Genomic DNA, 16,421 nt, shown 5'->3' with positions numbered 1-16,421 from the left:
TGTGAGTCGGCTGACAGATTTGAGGTAACTGCTACAGTAAATATCACCCCAGCGCCTATAGGCAATGCAACCCAAAATTTCTGTGCAGCTTCAACGGTTGGCGATCTAAGTGCCACTGGAAGTACGATCAACTGGTATTCGGCATCAAGTGGAGGAAGTCCTTTGGTTACGAGTACCCCTTTGACAGATGGAACGCATTATTTTGCTTCTCAGACGGTTTCTGGCTGTGAGTCAGCTGACAGATTTGAGGTAATCGTTATGGTAGATGCGCTTACCATTGCAGGTTCCGTAAACGGAGGAAGTACGATTTGTTTGGGAAGTCCAAGTGCAGAACTGACTTTAAGCGGACATACAGGTACCGTAGTCAAATGGCAATCTGCTGTTAATCCATTTTTAAGCTGGAGCGACATTGCTAACACAACAACTAGTTATACTTCAGGAAATTTGATTCAGACCACACAGTTTAGAGCGATAGTTAAAAACGGCAACTGTACGGAAATAAGCTCTAGTAGTACAACCGTAACGGTAGATTTAATACCAAAGCCAGTATTAAATAATTTGATTCAGCCATCTTGTTCAGATGCTAATGGTAGCTTTAATATTTCAAATTATAATGGTTTATACTCCTATGAAGTAATTCCATCAAGTGGTGTAAGTATAGTTGGAAATAAAGTGACTGCTCCTGTTGGTTTTTATACTGTAATAGCAAAATCGGGATTATGCAGTTCATTATCATCAGAAGCTATTGTGTTAAATAATTATGTATGTCCAATATTCGAAAATAGAACCATTGTAGCAAAAGGAGGAACAGTTTTCGCAAACATCACATCAAATGATATTGTAAATGGAATGCCGGCAACATTAGGAGCGACAGGAAATGCGACTGTTGCAGTATCAGGAGTATGGCCAGCAGGAATCACATTGGATCCGGCAACCGGAAAAGTAACTGTGGCCGCAGGAACAGTACCGGGTACTTACAATGTAGTTTACGAATTGTGTGATAAATTGACTCCGCAGGCTTGCGCAACAGTTTCAAATGAAATCAAAGTGCTATCAATTGTAGAGCCAATTTCTGAAAATGGGAGCATTGTAGTAAAAGGAGGAACAGTTTTCGCAAACATTACGTCGAATGATATTGTAAATGGAATGCCGGCAACATTAGGAGCGACAGGAAATGCGACTGTTGCAGTATCAGGAGTATGGCCAGCAGGAATCACATTGGATCCGGTAACCGGAAAAGTAACTGTGGCCGCAGGAATAGCACCAGGGATTTATAATGTTGTTTATGAACTGTGTGATAGATTGATTCCACAGACTTGTGCAACAGTTTCAGATGAAATTGTAGTAACGTGTAATTCAACAGTAAATATTGCAGGGATTGTTAAAAATTTAAAGACTAATACTGTATTGGCAAATGTCCCCGTGACTTTGATTCCACAAAATAAAACGACCGGCCCCATTTTATTGCAAATTACAAAAAGCGATGGATCTTATAGTTTTTCAGGAATAATTCCTGGAGATTATTTGGTACAGGTTCAGGATGCAAATATAAATACTGTATATCAATTGTATCCTGTAAACGGAAGTTTACGTTTTACAACCATACAAAATTGTGAATTCCAAAAATTTGATTTTGAATATGATCTCTCTGCATTACCTGTATTAGGGGACTATGTATGGTATGATCTGAATGGTAATGGAATTCAGGATGAATGGTATGATGCCAATAATGATGGAATTGTTACCAAAAATATTCCTGATGCAAACGGTTCTGTTGATTATAGTCAATGGGAATGGATTGATTTTAATGGAGATGGTAGTAGCAAAGGACCGCTTAATGCCGGAGAGTTAAATAGGGCAGGGTTTGGAAATTCTAAAAGTCCAAATATTTTGATAACAGGTCCAAACGGATATTCAAAAAGTACGATAATAGGAATTCAAGGATACTGGAGAGACAGACCTGGAGCTTCAAACCCATGGGGAGAGTATAGCATTAAATTGCAAATGGATTCAAATCTAGAGGCACAATCGCAGGCAATTGGCAGTACTGGCTTGGTAAAAATTATTCCGGGCAATACTCTAAAGGAAATTTCTTCTAAAACAAATAGAACCCAAAGTTTTATGGTTTGCGGTGTCACAGCCCAAAGTATCAAAACGGTTACGCTGAGTACAACGGAAAGTGTGCATTTAGATTTAGATTTTGGAATCAGTTGTACCTCTTTTGCAAATCTGGTCGCTGTCGATGATTCAGCAGATCCGGTTGATGGAATATCTGGTACAAAAGGTTTCTTAAATGTTCTTGCAAATGATACCTTCAATGGATTACCTATAGATCCGCAAGATGTTATATTAACTGTTGTGCCAAACGTCAACTTCGTATCTAATTCAAATGGAACTTTGGATATTTTACCAAACACTCCTGGGGGGACTTATACTTTAACTTATACGATTTGTGAAAAAGCAAACCCTTCCAATTGTAGCGCGGCTTCTGTAACTGTATTTGTAGCAAGGCCAAGTATTGCATTAGTGAAAACAGCTCATTTTAATGACGAAAACGGAAATGGGTATGCAGAGGCAGGAGAAACTGTTACCTATAATTTTATAGTGACTAATACTGGAAATGTAGCTTTGACAAAGGTATCTGTAAGAGATCCGCTAACAGGAATAATCATGACAGGGGGGGCAATAGATTTGGCAGTTGGTCAAGTAGATTCAGCTTCATTTACAGGTGTTTATTCTATTATGCAATCGGATATTAATCTGGGAAGTATATCAAATCAGGCTGAAGTATCAGGAATAAGTACAAACGGAGTTTTAGTGAAAGACAAATCAGATTATGGAAGTGTGGTTGATGATAAACCTACAGTATTGCCAATTTCGGGTTGTGTTATAAAAGTATTCAATGCTATTTCCATGAACTCGGATAAAATGAATGAGCTATTTTATATCCAAGGAATAGAATGTTATCCTGATAATGTTGTTGAAATTTATAATCGTTGGGGAGTTTTGGTCTACCAGGGAAATCATTATGATAATCTTAATGTCGTATTTAGAGGATTTTCAGATGGTCGCGCAACTGTTAAAGATACTGACGGACTACCAGAGGGCACCTACTATTATATTTTAAAATACAAAAATAGTGAGTCAAAGACGCATCAATTGGCAGGATATTTATTTCTTACTAAGTAATTGGAAAAGGGAATAATAGTTTTTTATTAAACCACTCTTAAAAGTAAAATAAATGAGAAAATTAGTTTTAGTTTTAATGTTTTTTTCTGTCATGGGGTTTGCGCAACAAGATGCTCAATTTACACAATACATGTACAATACTATAACGATCAATCCCGCGTATGCAGGATCCCGGGGAGTTTTGAGCATTTTTGGATTATATCGTACGCAGTGGATTGGACTTGACGGAGCTCCTAAAACAAGTAGTTTCTCTGTAAATTCGCCCATAAATAATAGTAATTTAGGGGTAGGTTTTTCTTTTGTTAATGATAAAATTGGACCCACCAACGAAAGTACTTTTTCTGCTGATCTTTCTTATTCCGTACAAACTTCTTCAGATTTCAAACTTTCATTTGGTCTCAAAGCAACTGGAAGTCTATTCAGTTTGGACGTTAATAAACTCAATACTCTCCATCAGGGAGATCCACAATTCCAGAATTTAGACAATATTTTTAAACCCAATATCGGAGCCGGAATCTATTGGCATTCCAGTAAAGCCTATTTAGGTTTATCGGTTCCGAATTTTATTGAAACCAACCGTTACAATGATAATGATATTGCCATATACAAGAGTAGAATTAATTATTATTTTATGGCGGGCTATGTATTCGATTTCGGCTCGGATGTAAAATTCAAACCAGCTGCATTTTTAAAAATGGTCGATGGAGCTCCATTACAGGCAGATGTTTCGGCAAACTTTATGTTTATCGATAAACTCGTCGTTGGCGCAGCCTACAGATGGAGCGCTGCAATAAGCGCTATGGCAGGATTTCAGGTTAGTGACTCACTGTATATTGGCTATGGTTATGATTGGGAAACGACCAATTTGAACAAGTATAACTCTGGCTCGCATGAAATATTTTTACGTTATGAATTATTTAAATATAAGGGTAAAGCGACAACTCCTTAATTTTTCTAGTGTATTAGTTGGAGAATGTTAAAGTAGTAGAGTTGTTTTTAGGTAGATACAGTACATGGATGTGCTAGTTTAAAATGGAGTAAAACTTAAGGTAGATCTTTCATTCAATTATGTTTTTAAGAATTTGGTTTTGAAATTTTCAAAGTTCTAAATAGATCAAAAATGGTTAATTTATATATAATTATTTAAGTGAAGATTATATTGATACTTAATATATCCGAATCTAAAACTTTTAGAATTTAGTTTTACCGAATTCCTTGTTTAAAAAACGTATATACCGTGCTACGATTTTGCAATGATCGGATGTTACAAAGTAAAGCAGGATTATAAATGAATTTGCTGCCTTAATTTATTGTGGCACAATAGAAGATAACTCGAGTTTACTTTTCAGTATGTTAAATGGGAATACTTTTTTATATAAAATGGCGATGGGATATTACTTTGTGACCTTTTGAAGATAATGTTTTCAACAGTAATTCTATAATGTAAATAATTTTACGCAAAATTATTTTTTTAATTTTTATTTTGTAAGATTTTTTATATCTTCACATAAGCAAATTACCTAATTTATTGTTGTTATACCAAAAATAGAATAATAAAAAAATTACAATTTAATCAATTTCGCAACTCTTAATCCTAAGTAATATGAAAGTTAAATCGTTAAAATTGGTAGTAATTCTTCTTTTTATTTCGCATAATAACATAGCTGCGCCATCGCCCCCAGTACCACAACCGCAATCCATACCTCCACCAGTTGGAGATCCTGTACCAATAGACAATGAAATTTCGATATTATTTCTAAGCGGAATAATACTTGGAGCTTTTTTTTTAATTAAAAAAAGAAAAACATCCAATATACAGTTTTAGTAAATAAACGCTATTAATCTTAAAGTTAAAGTAATGAAGATCATAATTCTATTTATTTTCCTGTTGATTAATTCAAAATGTATCTCACAAATTTATTTCAGTCCAAATACGAACATGTATGTAAAGAATGAAGTGTTATATGTTCAACAGAGTATCAACTTAGCTTTGAATTCTAATCTCTACCTACGTAATAATTCACAATTGTTGCAGGGAACAACAGGCAATTCAACTAATTCGGGATTGGGTACATTGTCAGTTTATCAAAGGGGAACTTCAGATAATTTCGATTATAATTATTGGTGTTCTCCTGTTGGAAACGCCACGAATTCATCCGGAAATGAAAACTTTGGTATTACATTGCTGAGCAGACCTACCACGGAAATTGCTTCAGTAGCATCAACAATTTTACCCGTAAGTAATTCCGATGGAACTTCCAATCCTCTGGCAATAGCATCAAAATGGGTTTATAAACTCATAAATGCCAATAATTATTCGCAATGGATTTTTGTTGGGGGATCTACTATTTTAGCACCTGGTGAAGGTTTTTCAATGAAAGGAACAAGTGGAACTGATTCAACCGATCCTGAGGGAATCGGTGTTACAAATAATTCCGGCGGGTCACAAAGATATGATTTTAGAGGAAAACCAAATGATGGCAATATTACTATTTCCTTAGGGGCTAATAATGCCACTTTAACCGGAAATCCATATCCATCAGCTTTACATTTAAATGCTTTTCTTTTAGATCCTTCTAATGCAAATACAGGTGGTATTGCTTACTTCTGGGAACAAGATAAGACAGTAAACACACACACCTTAGTAAATTACAAAGGGGGCTATGGTGCATATTCTCCAATCAGTTTAGGTTCCAATGGTATATATGTACCGGCCACTTTCAATACTTATAATCCGGATGGCTCAGTAAACAACACGGGACTGTCTTCCGGACTTGTAATACAAAGAAAATATTCTCCAATTGGCCAGGGGTTTGTAATTAATGCGACCGCTAGCGGGACTGCGACGTTTAAAAATGCCCATAGGGCATTTTACAAACAAGGAAGTGGTTTGTCACAGTTTGAAAAACATATTCCTAAAGAAAAGAGCGTCAAAGGAATTGAAGCCACTGAGGGGATTTCATACCTTAAATTAAATGTTATAATCAATAATGAGTTTACCAGACAATTAGCTCTTGTATTTGTCTCTCGCGCAACAGATGGAGTTGATATTGGTATTGATGCGCTAGGTATGGATGAACTTCCTAATGATGTGAACTTTTTAATAGAAAATAATAATTATATCATTCAGGGTTTAAATTTTGATGCTGAAAAAAAAATCCCCATAATCGTAAAAGCAACTACCAATACTACCTTTAAATTCAAGATTCCCGAGGTAATAAATTGGGAAGCTTCGCAAATGATTTACCTCTATGATGCACTGAATAATTCTTTTCATGACATAAAAAATGGAATGTATGAGGTAAATCTTGAAAAGGGCGTTTATACAGATCGTTTTAAAATTACATTCAAAGACGATAAAACACTTAATACCAGTGAAAAAAACTATAATCCGTTTTTCATTAATCAGGATAATATCAATAATAGTTTAAAAGTATCTAATCCCAAAAATCTTTCTTTAAGAACGTTTAAGCTTTATGAAATAACCGGGAAAGTTATTCTGCATAAAGAAAATCTGGGAACAGAACAAAATTATATTTTTTCAACCAATGGATTAAGCAATGGAGTTTATATTGCCCAATTTTTAACTCTGAATAATGAAAGATTCACGGAGAAAATAATCATTTTAAACTCTAAAAATTAAGAGTAATTACTCAAAATAGACAACAGAAAAAAATAACTAATACCAAAAAATTATGATCAACAAACCTGCTCTTAGAAATCATAAAATGTTCTTAGTGTTTCTCTTTCTTCTTTTTGGATTTATAGCTAATGCGCAAGTCGGAATTGGGACAATAACGCCAAATTCCAGTTCAATACTAGATCTTACCTCTACTACACAAGGATTACTTACACCCAGAATGACAACTGCTCAAAGAACTGCGATCACAACTCCGGCTGATGGTCTTATAGTCTATGATACGGATTTAAAAGTTTTTTACTATTATTCAGCAGACAGCACTTCATGGATGCCGTTAAGTAGCGGAGTACAGGGAAGGATCAATTTTAAACGTATAAAATCTACGGATAATTTAGCCACTATTTTAGCTGATGAACTTGCCGCCGGAGGAGGTTCTAAGTATCTTTTGAATTCCAGTACATTATATGAAATTAACGGTAATGTTACTTTTAATTTTCCTATTGACCTAAATAATGCTTATTTACAGGGAGTGGATTCCAATCAAGATGTTATTATCAGATCATCAGGAAATATTTTTGAAGGTGCCAACGGAGGAACTATAAAAGGTCTAACTCTTCTTGCTCCAACTGGAAATGTGTTTAACCTTAATGGAGCGGCAACTCAAAACTTAATATTTCGAGATTGCATAGTGGCTAATTCCAATTCTGTAGGAAGCATATCTGGCTTTGGATTGGTTTTTTTAAGTATTATACAATTCTCAGGAAATACAAATGGAATAACATACAATAATATCACACAATTATTACTTAGTAATTTAGGATGGTTCAGTAATAATTCAGGCACTTATGAAAAACTAACCGGAACCTTTACTCTTGTGGAAAAGCAAGGAGGCTTCAGTCAGGTCAATGGTACTGCTATTGGATTTGATGTATCTTCAAATCCAACAATATTAGGAGATGGTGTCTTAGAATCGGTTGTTTTTACCGGCACCAACACAAGTGGATATGTAAAATCCTATACTGCCGGTACTTATACCGGATATAACTTTACCAATAGCTGGAGCGTACGGTCGGCCGGAATTCCTACCGAAACGGATGCCAGTGCTGTAGCCGATTTCACTATGGATTATCCTGTTGGCTCCGGTGCTTCTACAAGCTTTAATACATCGAATCCAAGTAATATTGTTAAAGTTAATGGGAATTCAACATCCTATAATTTATTTAGATTTTCCTTAGATGCACCAACAAATAATAATAACAGATTGAGATATATGGGAAAAAAGAAACGAATTTTTCAGGTTACAGGCTCTATTTCCTTTCAAGTATCCGCAGTAGGTACCTATATAATCTATATTGCAAAGAATGGAACAGCTTTAACACAGAATAAAATTTATGGAAGAGGAGTAGCAATAAATGACATTATAGTCCTTCCTTTAAATGCTTCGGTTGAATTATTAACAAATGATTATCTTGAAGTTTATGCTCAACGATTCACAGGAGGAATAACTGACGCTATAATTGTTCCTAATATGACATTAACTATTAAATAATTTTTTTAATTTGAATTAGTGTCATATTTTTATAATAATTTTTCATAGGTGAATATGCTTGCAATGTGCATTTTCGGCATTTAAAGTTCATTATTTGACCATTTTTCTTGTGAGTAGTTACTGTTTTTATGTCCTGTAAAGTAGTTTACCTTACGAAATACAAACCATTTTGTATAAGATTTAGGGAAATTGGTTTGTTTTCAAGTGAATTTGTAAGATAATTTTTTTAGATTTTTTATTTTGGAAATGTTTGCAAGTATTAATTATGAGGATTAAATGTTAAAAAGTGTTAATTCGACGAAGGTGTTCTTTGGATTGTAATGATTTAGGAATATAAATTTTGGCAATAGAATTTGAAAGCAAAAAGCCAAACGGTTGAAAATAAATTCAAACTAATATCATAGAAAAAAGTGCATCAAAATTTATCAATTTTTATGAAGCTCATTTGAAAAATCGGGGATTTAAACAATCACAATATATAAGCCCGATGAGAGATGCTGTTGATGCAGGATTAAAACCTACTAATCATACTGATTTTGTCGTTGTGCCGCTTGATCAGATGATGGTTTTATGGTCCGCGGTAAACAGAATTTCCAGAGGAGGAGAAACAGTTGGAGCTGACCAAAGGGTTACTCCGTATGAAGGCCTGCGGGCAATGACTATTAATGTTGCCTCACAGTATGATGAAACACACAGAAAAGGCAGTTTGACAGCCGGTAAACTTGCCGATTTAGTTATTTTAGATAAAAATCCATTAAAAGTAGATGGTATGAAAATAAAAGATATTAAGGTTTTGCAAACGATTAAGAATGGAAAATCAATATATAGAAGAGAATAAAATTTAGAATACATTTTAATGTTTTAAGTCAGATTATAGACCGAAATAGTGTAATTATTTGCAAATCTGGTTTGATATGAAATTTAATTATTACCAGAAAAAAAATGGATAAAAAGTAACTTTATGGTGGATATTTAATTTCAAAAAAAGGTACGCAAATTTATGGTATGCTAGGGTGTAATGTTGTGAACAATTGAATTTTATTCTAAACATAGGAATCTAAAAATTGAGTATTCGATAACGCTTTGTTATTTTAAACAAGAAGAAAATTTGAACTTAAAAAAAATTATAAGATTAATTTTTCAGCATCATTCAGCCTCAATGCTACATTATCCCAGTTTATAATATTGAATAATGCGTCAACAAAATCAGTGCGTTTGTTTTTATATTTAAGATAGTATGCGTGTTCCCATACATCAATTACCAAAATTGGAACCGCACCCCATTGGGTTAGTTTTTCGTGATTTTCACAATGAAGTACTACAAGACTGTCACTGTAGGGTTGGTAGGCGAGTATTCCCCATCCATTTCCGTCTACATTTTTAGATGTTGCAGCGATAAGCACTTTGAGCTTATCAAAGCTTCCAAAACTTTTTTCAATCCTTTTGAGCAGATTGCCTTTGGGTGCATTAGCTTTATTGGTAAGATTGGTCCAAAAGATAGAATGAAGAATATGAGAAGAAAAGTGATACGATAATTTTTTGGTCCAAAAATCTATTGTTTCTAGATTGTTTTCTTCCAATGCCTTTTTTATCATTTGAAGGTCTTTATTAGCTCCTTTTACAGCACCGCCATGGTGAAAGGCATAATGCAGGTGAAGTGTTTCTGCGTCCATATAAGGTTCAAGAAAGTTTTCACTATATGGTAACGTCTGCTGTATATAATTTCCGTTTGCGTCTACTAGTTTATCAATGGAATTACCTGCCAGATTATTTAAAAAAGCATTAGAGGATGGAATGGAAGTACTAAAGCTGCCGCGCCAAAAAGGGTGCTTGATTTTAAAAAGTCTTTTCTGTTCATATTATTACTAATTTAATGATTATTCCTAGAACAGCCGCTGCGACAATAATATAGGGTTCCTGAATTTTCTTTATATAAAGTAGTGCAAAAATTGTGATAATTGCTACTAGAGCCGTTGGAATGTCTATTATACTTCTTTTAGCTATAACCATTACAGATCCGACAAGAGCACCTATCACAGCCGCTGTAATACCTTCGACAAATGCTTTAACGGGTTTGTTTTGTGCTATTTTTTTAAAAGAAGGCGCCATTGCAATGGTAAAGAGATAGCAGGGAAGGAAAGTGGCTAGCGCAGCTACTAATGCGCCTAAAAAGCCATTGACCAAATATCCAATAAAACCAACCGTTATTACGACCGGACCAGGTGTAATCATGGCAACAGCAACAGAATCCAGAAATTGTTGCTCAGTAAGCCATTGATTTTCGATTACAACTCGTGAATGTAGAAAAGGAACTATCGCCAGACCGCTTCCAAATACAAAAGTTCCTGCTTTAGCAAAGAAAACAGCAATTTTAGTAAGAGTAGAACTTTCATAGCTCCAAAACCCTGTCAGTAAAAAAACTAAGGATAAAGAGTTTACGGTTTTGCTGTTCCACCATTTAGGAAGCGCTTTAATTGCCATGTATAAAAGACCGGCTGCAATAAATAAAAGGACTTCTTACTGTTCTGTAATATAAGTAATAACGACAGCAAGAATAAAGAAGAGCCAAAGCAGCCATTTGGATTTCATGGACTTCAAATTCAGCTGGCCAATAGATTTTAAAGTAAGCTTATAAGAACTCAATGCTATAATTCCGATTACAGCTGCACCAACTCCATAAAATACTGCCTGAATCCAGGACAGGCCTCCGTAGAGTTTATAAATGATCCCTAATAAAAGGACCATTAAAAAAGAAGGCAGAACAAAGGCAATTCCAATTAATGTCGCACCAAGAAAGCGGTAATGTACAAAACCAATATAAATTCCAAGCTGAGCCGCCAAAGGCCCCGGAGCAAGCTGAGCCAGAGCGAGTCCTTCGCGGTATTCGTCCTCTGATATCCACTTTCGGTTCTCAACCAGATCTTTGTGCATATAGCCCACCAGAGCAACGGGACCGCCAAAACCTGTAGTACCAAGCTTTAAAAAATAAAGTGTTAATTCCCGTAATGTATATTTGGGATTTTCGTTCATGATCTGTAAATTAAAATGCAATTCCAAACTGAAACCCTACTGTAAAAGAAGCGGGATGATTATTACCAAAGTGGATGGGCAGGGGGATTGCGGCAAAGTAGCTGCAATTGGTGCTTTTTATTATTGTTTTATTCAAAACAGGCGTAATGCCATATCTTCCGGAGGAGTCAAAAGCAGCCCTTCCTGCAAAAGTATATCCGTGTCCCAAGGCTACCAGAATTCCGGGATGAAACAATATGTGAGTTACTTTACTGGTACCCTGATCGTCCTTTATATTGGGAACTACCTCAAAAGAAAATCCGATTTTCTCGTTTTTCCAGATATTGATTCCGGTTGGAAATCCTACAGCGTAGTAGTCTCTGAAATTTACTGCAGTTTCATCTTTATTTAAGGTTACCAGAAGATGCAGTATACCAAAATATCCTGTGATTTTAGGATACGTAGTCTGAGAAAAGCAGGGAAGACTAAATAGTAGTAGAATAGAAAGGTACAGGAATCTTAAAAGCATCGATTTTGTTTTTATAAATTATAGAAACAAAATTACAAGCATTAAACTTCCCTAAATAGAATGCGTTTTACGTTTTGTATATGGATTACTTTTTTTGGATTTTTTTTCTGTACGCCGACGGATTCTTTCCGGTTTGAAGTTTAAAAATTCTTGTAAAATGGCTTTGGTCTGAAAATCCGGTTCTATAGGCAATCTCCGTCAAAGTATAGGTAGTATTCTCAATAAGATTTACCGCTTTTTCAATCCTTTGTTTTCTGACATAGTCCCCGAAATTTAAATCTTCAAAATATTTAGAAAATTCTCTCGACAGGTAGGATGGGTTCAAATCGAGTTCACCCGATATTTTTTTAAGGTCGAAAGTAAACTGAGCATCAATCTGGTCCTGAATAAGATTTTTGAGGTCTTTTACCCAGGATGGTGTTTTTCCGGTTGTTTTTTTGTCTTTAAGAAACTTGTTGTAAACTTCGTGTAGCAGGTTCTCAAAGGGACTGTTCTTCAGATGTTTCTGTTTATATAGATGTGAAGCCCACCTGTAAAGTGCGTCATAGAGCACCATTCCGGTTTCAAGGAGTTTATAATCATCGGTAATATTATGCGAAAGTCCGGCAGACACCGCCCAGAGTCCGGCAGATTCTTTTGCAATTTCATGACGATCGGTATCAGCCCCGCGTACAATTCCTGCCATGATGGAAATAGCGGGATCTTCGATTTTATATTTTTTTACAATATAATCGAAGGTGCACTGCTCCTGATAATGTGTGAATTCAACATTTGGAATATCAAAAGGAACGGCATTTAATTCTTTTGCTTTGTCCAGAACCTGATCAAAAGGGACGTAAATAAATTCAGCCTCAGGATCTACAAAATTTCTAATAAGCCATGGGCATGCAATTCGGTCTATTTTTGGCCTTTCTCTGGTGATCCATTTCATAAATCAATTGTTTTTTAGAATACGTGCTAAGGTACATTTTTTTATTATTTAAGTATCAGTTAGTGAGAATGTGCAAAGGAATGAAATTAGTTTTTTGATAAAATTTATAAAGAATTAGTTTAAAAAAGCATGTTTAAGTAACTGGAAATTGATTGTGAAATTCCTCTATTATCAAATTGCGAGACCAGAATGTTTTATACGCTTGTTATAAAAGTTTTCTATATAGTCTGAAATAGAGTCTTTCTGCTTTTTCTTTTGTGGCATAGGTGTTATGGTAAACTCATTCGTTTTCCAGTGTTTTGAAAAAACTCTCGGGTACGGTATTGTCAAAGAAGTTTCCCTTTCAGCTCATGCTGCAGGTTATCTGTTCGATACCTTCCAATAAAGAAGCAAATCACAGAAATGGATATTGTGTGCCTCTTCTTTTAGGTTATCGCTTAAAGGCCAGCCGATCATTTTTGGGAAAAAAGGTCTATTACCATGGTGGGATACAGAAATCCTTCATCGGTTTCTATATAAGCTATGCCCGAAACTCATACTTCATTGAGGTCTATTGCTTTAAAATCGTACCCAAGTATGTTCTGCGCAGTCAGATATCTATGAGCAGAGTTTGTGATTTTTCTGAATCTCATTTTTGCGATGCTATGCAGATGATTTTCCGTTTTGTTTTTAGCTACAAACGCCCAGAATGCTTTAATGTCGATTACCGATAGTTCTTTGGCAATTCTGGGGCTCACATACCTGCACTGGCTCCAATGATAAATCCTGGTAATTAAGCTCCCGGGTCACATCTATAACTTTTCCACAATGGGTGCTTATCGAAGCGGTCAGCATCTTAAACTCTAACGTGGACTTTTATCTGTTTTTTTTCATAGCTATAAAATTTAGAGAGTATTATTTTTTTAATCTTTAGAATTATAGGTCAAAAAAACAGGTAATTTACCTCTTTTTATGTTTTTTTTCAGAAACCACCTTAGTTTTTTGTGGCAAAATTGGAGGCAACGCCAAAATTATAGGGTAACTTCAATTTAATTTTTATATCTAATCGCTAATTTTTGAACCAGATTTCTTTAATTCTTCAGAATTCGTATTGGAGCAAAAAAATAAAGTCCTGAAATTTTCAGGACTTTATTTTTTACAAAGTTTAAAACGATAATCTTTCAAGTATTTTAAGATTAGCTTTTTGATTTAATTTGTTTTTGTAGTAAACTGAAATTATCTATTTCCGTTTTGTGCTGTAATTTTTCCTAGTTGTAATCTGAAATCCGGTCTTTTAATGTTGAATATGTCCACAAAAGTTTCCTTATTATCACTTTTCGAATAGACATTAGAAAATAAGCTATTACCATACCAATGTTCTAGGTCTTCTTTATTTCTGTTTCCTTCTGTTAAGATGTTTCCGGTACACAGGTTAAAAAACATTTCTTCAAATTTAATTCTTTTCAGATTAGCAGAATTAATTTCCGTTTTACTGTCTAATAAAACTGCTGGATTAAACCCCGAAATTACACTGCGTTTCATTTCGAGAGAAGCACCTTCTGCTACATAAAGTGCTTCTTTAACTAAACCTGACTGTATATCGGTATTGATATTCTCACTGTCATTTAACAATGTTATATTAGTTGCCGAAACAAAAGTTTGTTTTTTGGTAAAATCTGTTTCATTTTTGTTTTCATATAATTTTACTTCCATAGAACGAGAGCCATCTTTGTTACTTGACAAGTAGGAAGATCTTACAGCCAGCGAATTATACAAGCGACATTGAACACCCTGTGTAAATTTATAATCATCATTAATTGATTTGTATGAAACAAACTTGACAGCATTTACATCACCACCATAGAAAGCAAATGAGTTGCCACCGCAATAGCTTACCATTATATTTTCTAAAATGGTCTTGCTGCCAACACCCGCAATTGTGAGTCCGTTGAAAGTAGCAACATTCTTCAGGTTTTTGCCCGCAAATTCGATTCTAACATATCTTAAAATTCCCGAATTTGAAAAAGTATTATCTCCGCCGTAAGTTGTTAAAGAAGGGTCAAGATCTAAATTATAAGAACCAATATTTCCAAATTTATTGGTTGGAGCATCGCCTAGAATTACTATGCCTCCCCAGTCTCCTGCTTTTTTAAGACCGCGGTTCGAAGTAAATACAATTGGGTCAGTTTCTAAACCATCAGCAATAAGTTGTGCACCTTTCGTAATTACAAGCGTTCCTTTCGTCTGGAAATCACCAATAATTAAAGTTCCGGGTTCAATGGTTAAAACAGCATTGTTGGTTATATAAACGTTTCCTTGTAAAACATATATATTCCTTTTGAGTAACTTAGTATTAACAGAAATATTTCCAGTTAAAATTTGGTTAGGTTCTCCATACTCAACTTTATGAGGCTTAAATTCTGACCAATTGGACAACCAGTTTGTATAACCAATTATTCCTTTTTCCTGTTGGGCATTAATACTTGCTACTGTGAAAAGAACGCAGATTATTTCAATAATTTTTTTCATGTCAAGTTGTATTTTATTAGTTTTTATCCTTGTGTTTTTTGAAACTATTAATATTTTATTTGATATGTTTAGTTTTTTCTATTAATACAAAGGCACGCTTTAAGTCTTTAGAAGAGCTTTAAATACTTTTAATAATAGAATGCTAAAACTATAAGATTTGTTTTCTAAAGCGATGTACACTAAGAAACAATATAGCTTGTAAAAAGAACATCAAAAAGAATAGCAGAAATTCTAAATTTAAATTAGTCAGGACAGTCTCTAAAAAAAATGGTAGAGGTGTAGATAAGTATGTCGTTGAATTTGATAAACAGATACAACACCATAGGATAGGCGATTTTTAGAAAACTTAAAACGTATTAACTTGGTTAGATAAGGCGTATTTAAAGTACTGTTTTCTGAAGCTGTAGCACGATACTTAATCTTCTTTTTAATTTTTAAATGAACATCTGCATCTTTTAAGTACTTTAAAGTTAATGTTGAGACAAGCTGAATTTTAGCAGAGATAAAGTTATTCTCGGATTTAAATTTCTCGCCACCGAACACATATTTATTAAATTCTTCTCTACTAACAAAAGAAAGAAGGAATAGTAAAATAACAATTAAAAATTTAAACTGTTTCATGCGGAGTATTTGAGAATAGAAAATTATCTGAACGGATAAAATTTATACCAAAATATTACAAATATAACAATTTTAAAGAATTAATCATTTTAAATAATTGAAAAGATTAAGAAAAATTAGGTGATACAATAGATGTTGGGAGTAATTTCTATCTAAAATTAACAGATAATGATAAGTTTATAGTGATATCATATAAAAAGTAAAGCAACAATCTTTTTTATAGGTTTCTCATTCACGCTAGAAAAAACATCATTCATGACATTAAATTTTTCGTTCATGACATTTTTGTTATTATTTATAGAATCAAACAGTAGTTTTATTTTGGAAACAAAATTTTACGATAGTTTTTAGGTAATTTTTTTAAATATAATTTAAAATAGGTTTGATTGAATGATTAATCAAATTGGATTTAGAAAGATCATAAAGAAGTAGAGTAAAAAATCTT

At 34.1% G+C, this 16,421-nt stretch carries 11 protein-coding genes and 1 pseudogene; 5 read left to right on the top strand and 7 right to left on the bottom strand.

What is annotated here, in order from left to right; translation table 11 throughout:
- Positions 1-3,189: T9SS type B sorting domain-containing protein (locus G3A47_RS22015; protein ID WP_166926337.1), on the top strand; the 3,189-nt coding region annotated here is incomplete at its 5' end.
- A 52-nt stretch (positions 3,190-3,241) separates the two neighbouring features.
- Positions 3,242-4,138, top strand: coding sequence for a PorP/SprF family type IX secretion system membrane protein (locus tag G3A47_RS22010; protein WP_070905705.1), 897 nt, complete (start codon positions 3,242-3,244; stop codon positions 4,136-4,138).
- 620 nt (positions 4,139-4,758) lie between these two features.
- Here G3A47_RS22010 and G3A47_RS22005 read toward each other — a convergent pair.
- On the bottom strand, positions 4,759-5,001 hold the full coding sequence (locus G3A47_RS22005) for a hypothetical protein (RefSeq protein WP_123923537.1): 243 nt from the start codon (positions 4,999-5,001) through the stop codon (positions 4,759-4,761).
- A gap of 46 nt (positions 5,002-5,047) precedes the next feature.
- Here G3A47_RS22005 and G3A47_RS22000 point away from each other — a divergent pair, with 46 nt between their 5' ends.
- The 3 genes from G3A47_RS22000 (at position 5,048) to G3A47_RS21990 (ending at position 9,216) form a co-directional block, all read left to right on the top strand.
- A complete protein-coding gene (locus tag G3A47_RS22000; protein WP_243860550.1) occupies positions 5,048-6,832 on the top strand; it encodes a T9SS type A sorting domain-containing protein in 1,785 nt (594 codons plus the stop codon).
- A gap of 52 nt (positions 6,833-6,884) precedes the next feature.
- Positions 6,885-8,378 carry a hypothetical protein gene (locus tag G3A47_RS21995; protein ID WP_070905708.1) on the top strand — a complete coding sequence of 498 codons (1,494 nt, stop codon included), beginning with the start codon at positions 6,885-6,887 and terminating at the stop codon, positions 8,376-8,378.
- Between the two features lie 445 nt (positions 8,379-8,823).
- Positions 8,824-9,216: an amidohydrolase family protein gene (locus tag G3A47_RS21990; protein WP_255664656.1), complete on the top strand. Its 393-nt coding sequence runs from the start codon at positions 8,824-8,826 to the stop codon at positions 9,214-9,216.
- Positions 9,217-9,502: 286 nt separating this feature from the next.
- Here the strand turns inward: G3A47_RS21990 and G3A47_RS21985 are convergent, their stop codons facing one another.
- From G3A47_RS21985 to G3A47_RS21960, 6 genes and pseudogenes are all read right to left on the bottom strand, one after another.
- Positions 9,503-10,051 (bottom strand): superoxide dismutase, encoded by a 549-nt coding sequence (locus G3A47_RS21985; protein WP_230001321.1) that lies wholly within the window; start codon positions 10,049-10,051, stop codon positions 9,503-9,505.
- Between the two features lie 181 nt (positions 10,052-10,232).
- Positions 10,233-11,408, bottom strand: a pseudogene (locus G3A47_RS21980) (chromate transporter).
- A 10-nt stretch (positions 11,409-11,418) separates the two neighbouring features.
- Positions 11,419-11,916: a hypothetical protein gene (locus G3A47_RS21975; protein ID WP_070905711.1), complete on the bottom strand. Its 498-nt coding sequence runs from the start codon at positions 11,914-11,916 to the stop codon at positions 11,419-11,421.
- 85 nt (positions 11,917-12,001) lie between these two features.
- On the bottom strand, positions 12,002-12,847 hold the full coding sequence (locus G3A47_RS21970) for a chromate resistance protein ChrB domain-containing protein (protein WP_070905678.1): 846 nt from the start codon (positions 12,845-12,847) through the stop codon (positions 12,002-12,004).
- A gap of 1,215 nt (positions 12,848-14,062) precedes the next feature.
- Entirely contained in the window at positions 14,063-15,355 is a 1,293-nt protein-coding gene (locus G3A47_RS21965) for a hypothetical protein (RefSeq protein WP_070905713.1), read from the bottom strand.
- 258 nt (positions 15,356-15,613) lie between these two features.
- Positions 15,614-15,976 carry a hypothetical protein gene (locus G3A47_RS21960; RefSeq protein ID WP_166926335.1) on the bottom strand — a complete coding sequence of 121 codons (363 nt, stop codon included), beginning with the start codon at positions 15,974-15,976 and terminating at the stop codon, positions 15,614-15,616.
- Positions 15,977-16,421: the final 445 nt, after the last annotated feature.

The sequence above is a fragment of the Flavobacterium poyangense genome (genome assembly GCF_011751075.1).
Classification (GTDB): Bacteria; Bacteroidota; Bacteroidia; order Flavobacteriales; family Flavobacteriaceae; genus Flavobacterium; species Flavobacterium poyangense.
Note: the sequence above shows the minus strand (reverse complement) of the source record. Positions and strands in the feature narration are given on the sequence as shown.

Excerpts from the sequence above, each read along its gene's own strand:
- G3A47_RS22010 (WP_070905705.1), top strand. The coding sequence starts at position 3,242 with ATGAGAAAATTAGTTTTAGTTTTAATGTTTTTTTCTGTCATGGGGTTT.
- G3A47_RS22000 (WP_243860550.1), top strand. The coding sequence starts at position 5,048 with ATGAAGATCATAATTCTATTTATTTTCCTGTTGATTAATTCAAAATGT.
- G3A47_RS21995 (WP_070905708.1), top strand. The coding sequence starts at position 6,885 with ATGATCAACAAACCTGCTCTTAGAAATCATAAAATGTTCTTAGTGTTT.
- G3A47_RS21985 (WP_230001321.1), bottom strand. The coding sequence starts at position 10,051 with ATGGACGCAGAAACACTTCACCTGCATTATGCCTTTCACCATGGCGGT.
- G3A47_RS21975 (WP_070905711.1), bottom strand. The coding sequence starts at position 11,916 with ATGCTTTTAAGATTCCTGTACCTTTCTATTCTACTACTATTTAGTCTT.
- G3A47_RS21970 (WP_070905678.1), bottom strand. The coding sequence starts at position 12,847 with ATGAAATGGATCACCAGAGAAAGGCCAAAAATAGACCGAATTGCATGC.
- G3A47_RS21965 (WP_070905713.1), bottom strand. The coding sequence starts at position 15,355 with ATGAAAAAAATTATTGAAATAATCTGCGTTCTTTTCACAGTAGCAAGT.
- G3A47_RS21960 (WP_166926335.1), bottom strand. The coding sequence starts at position 15,976 with ATGAAACAGTTTAAATTTTTAATTGTTATTTTACTATTCCTTCTTTCT.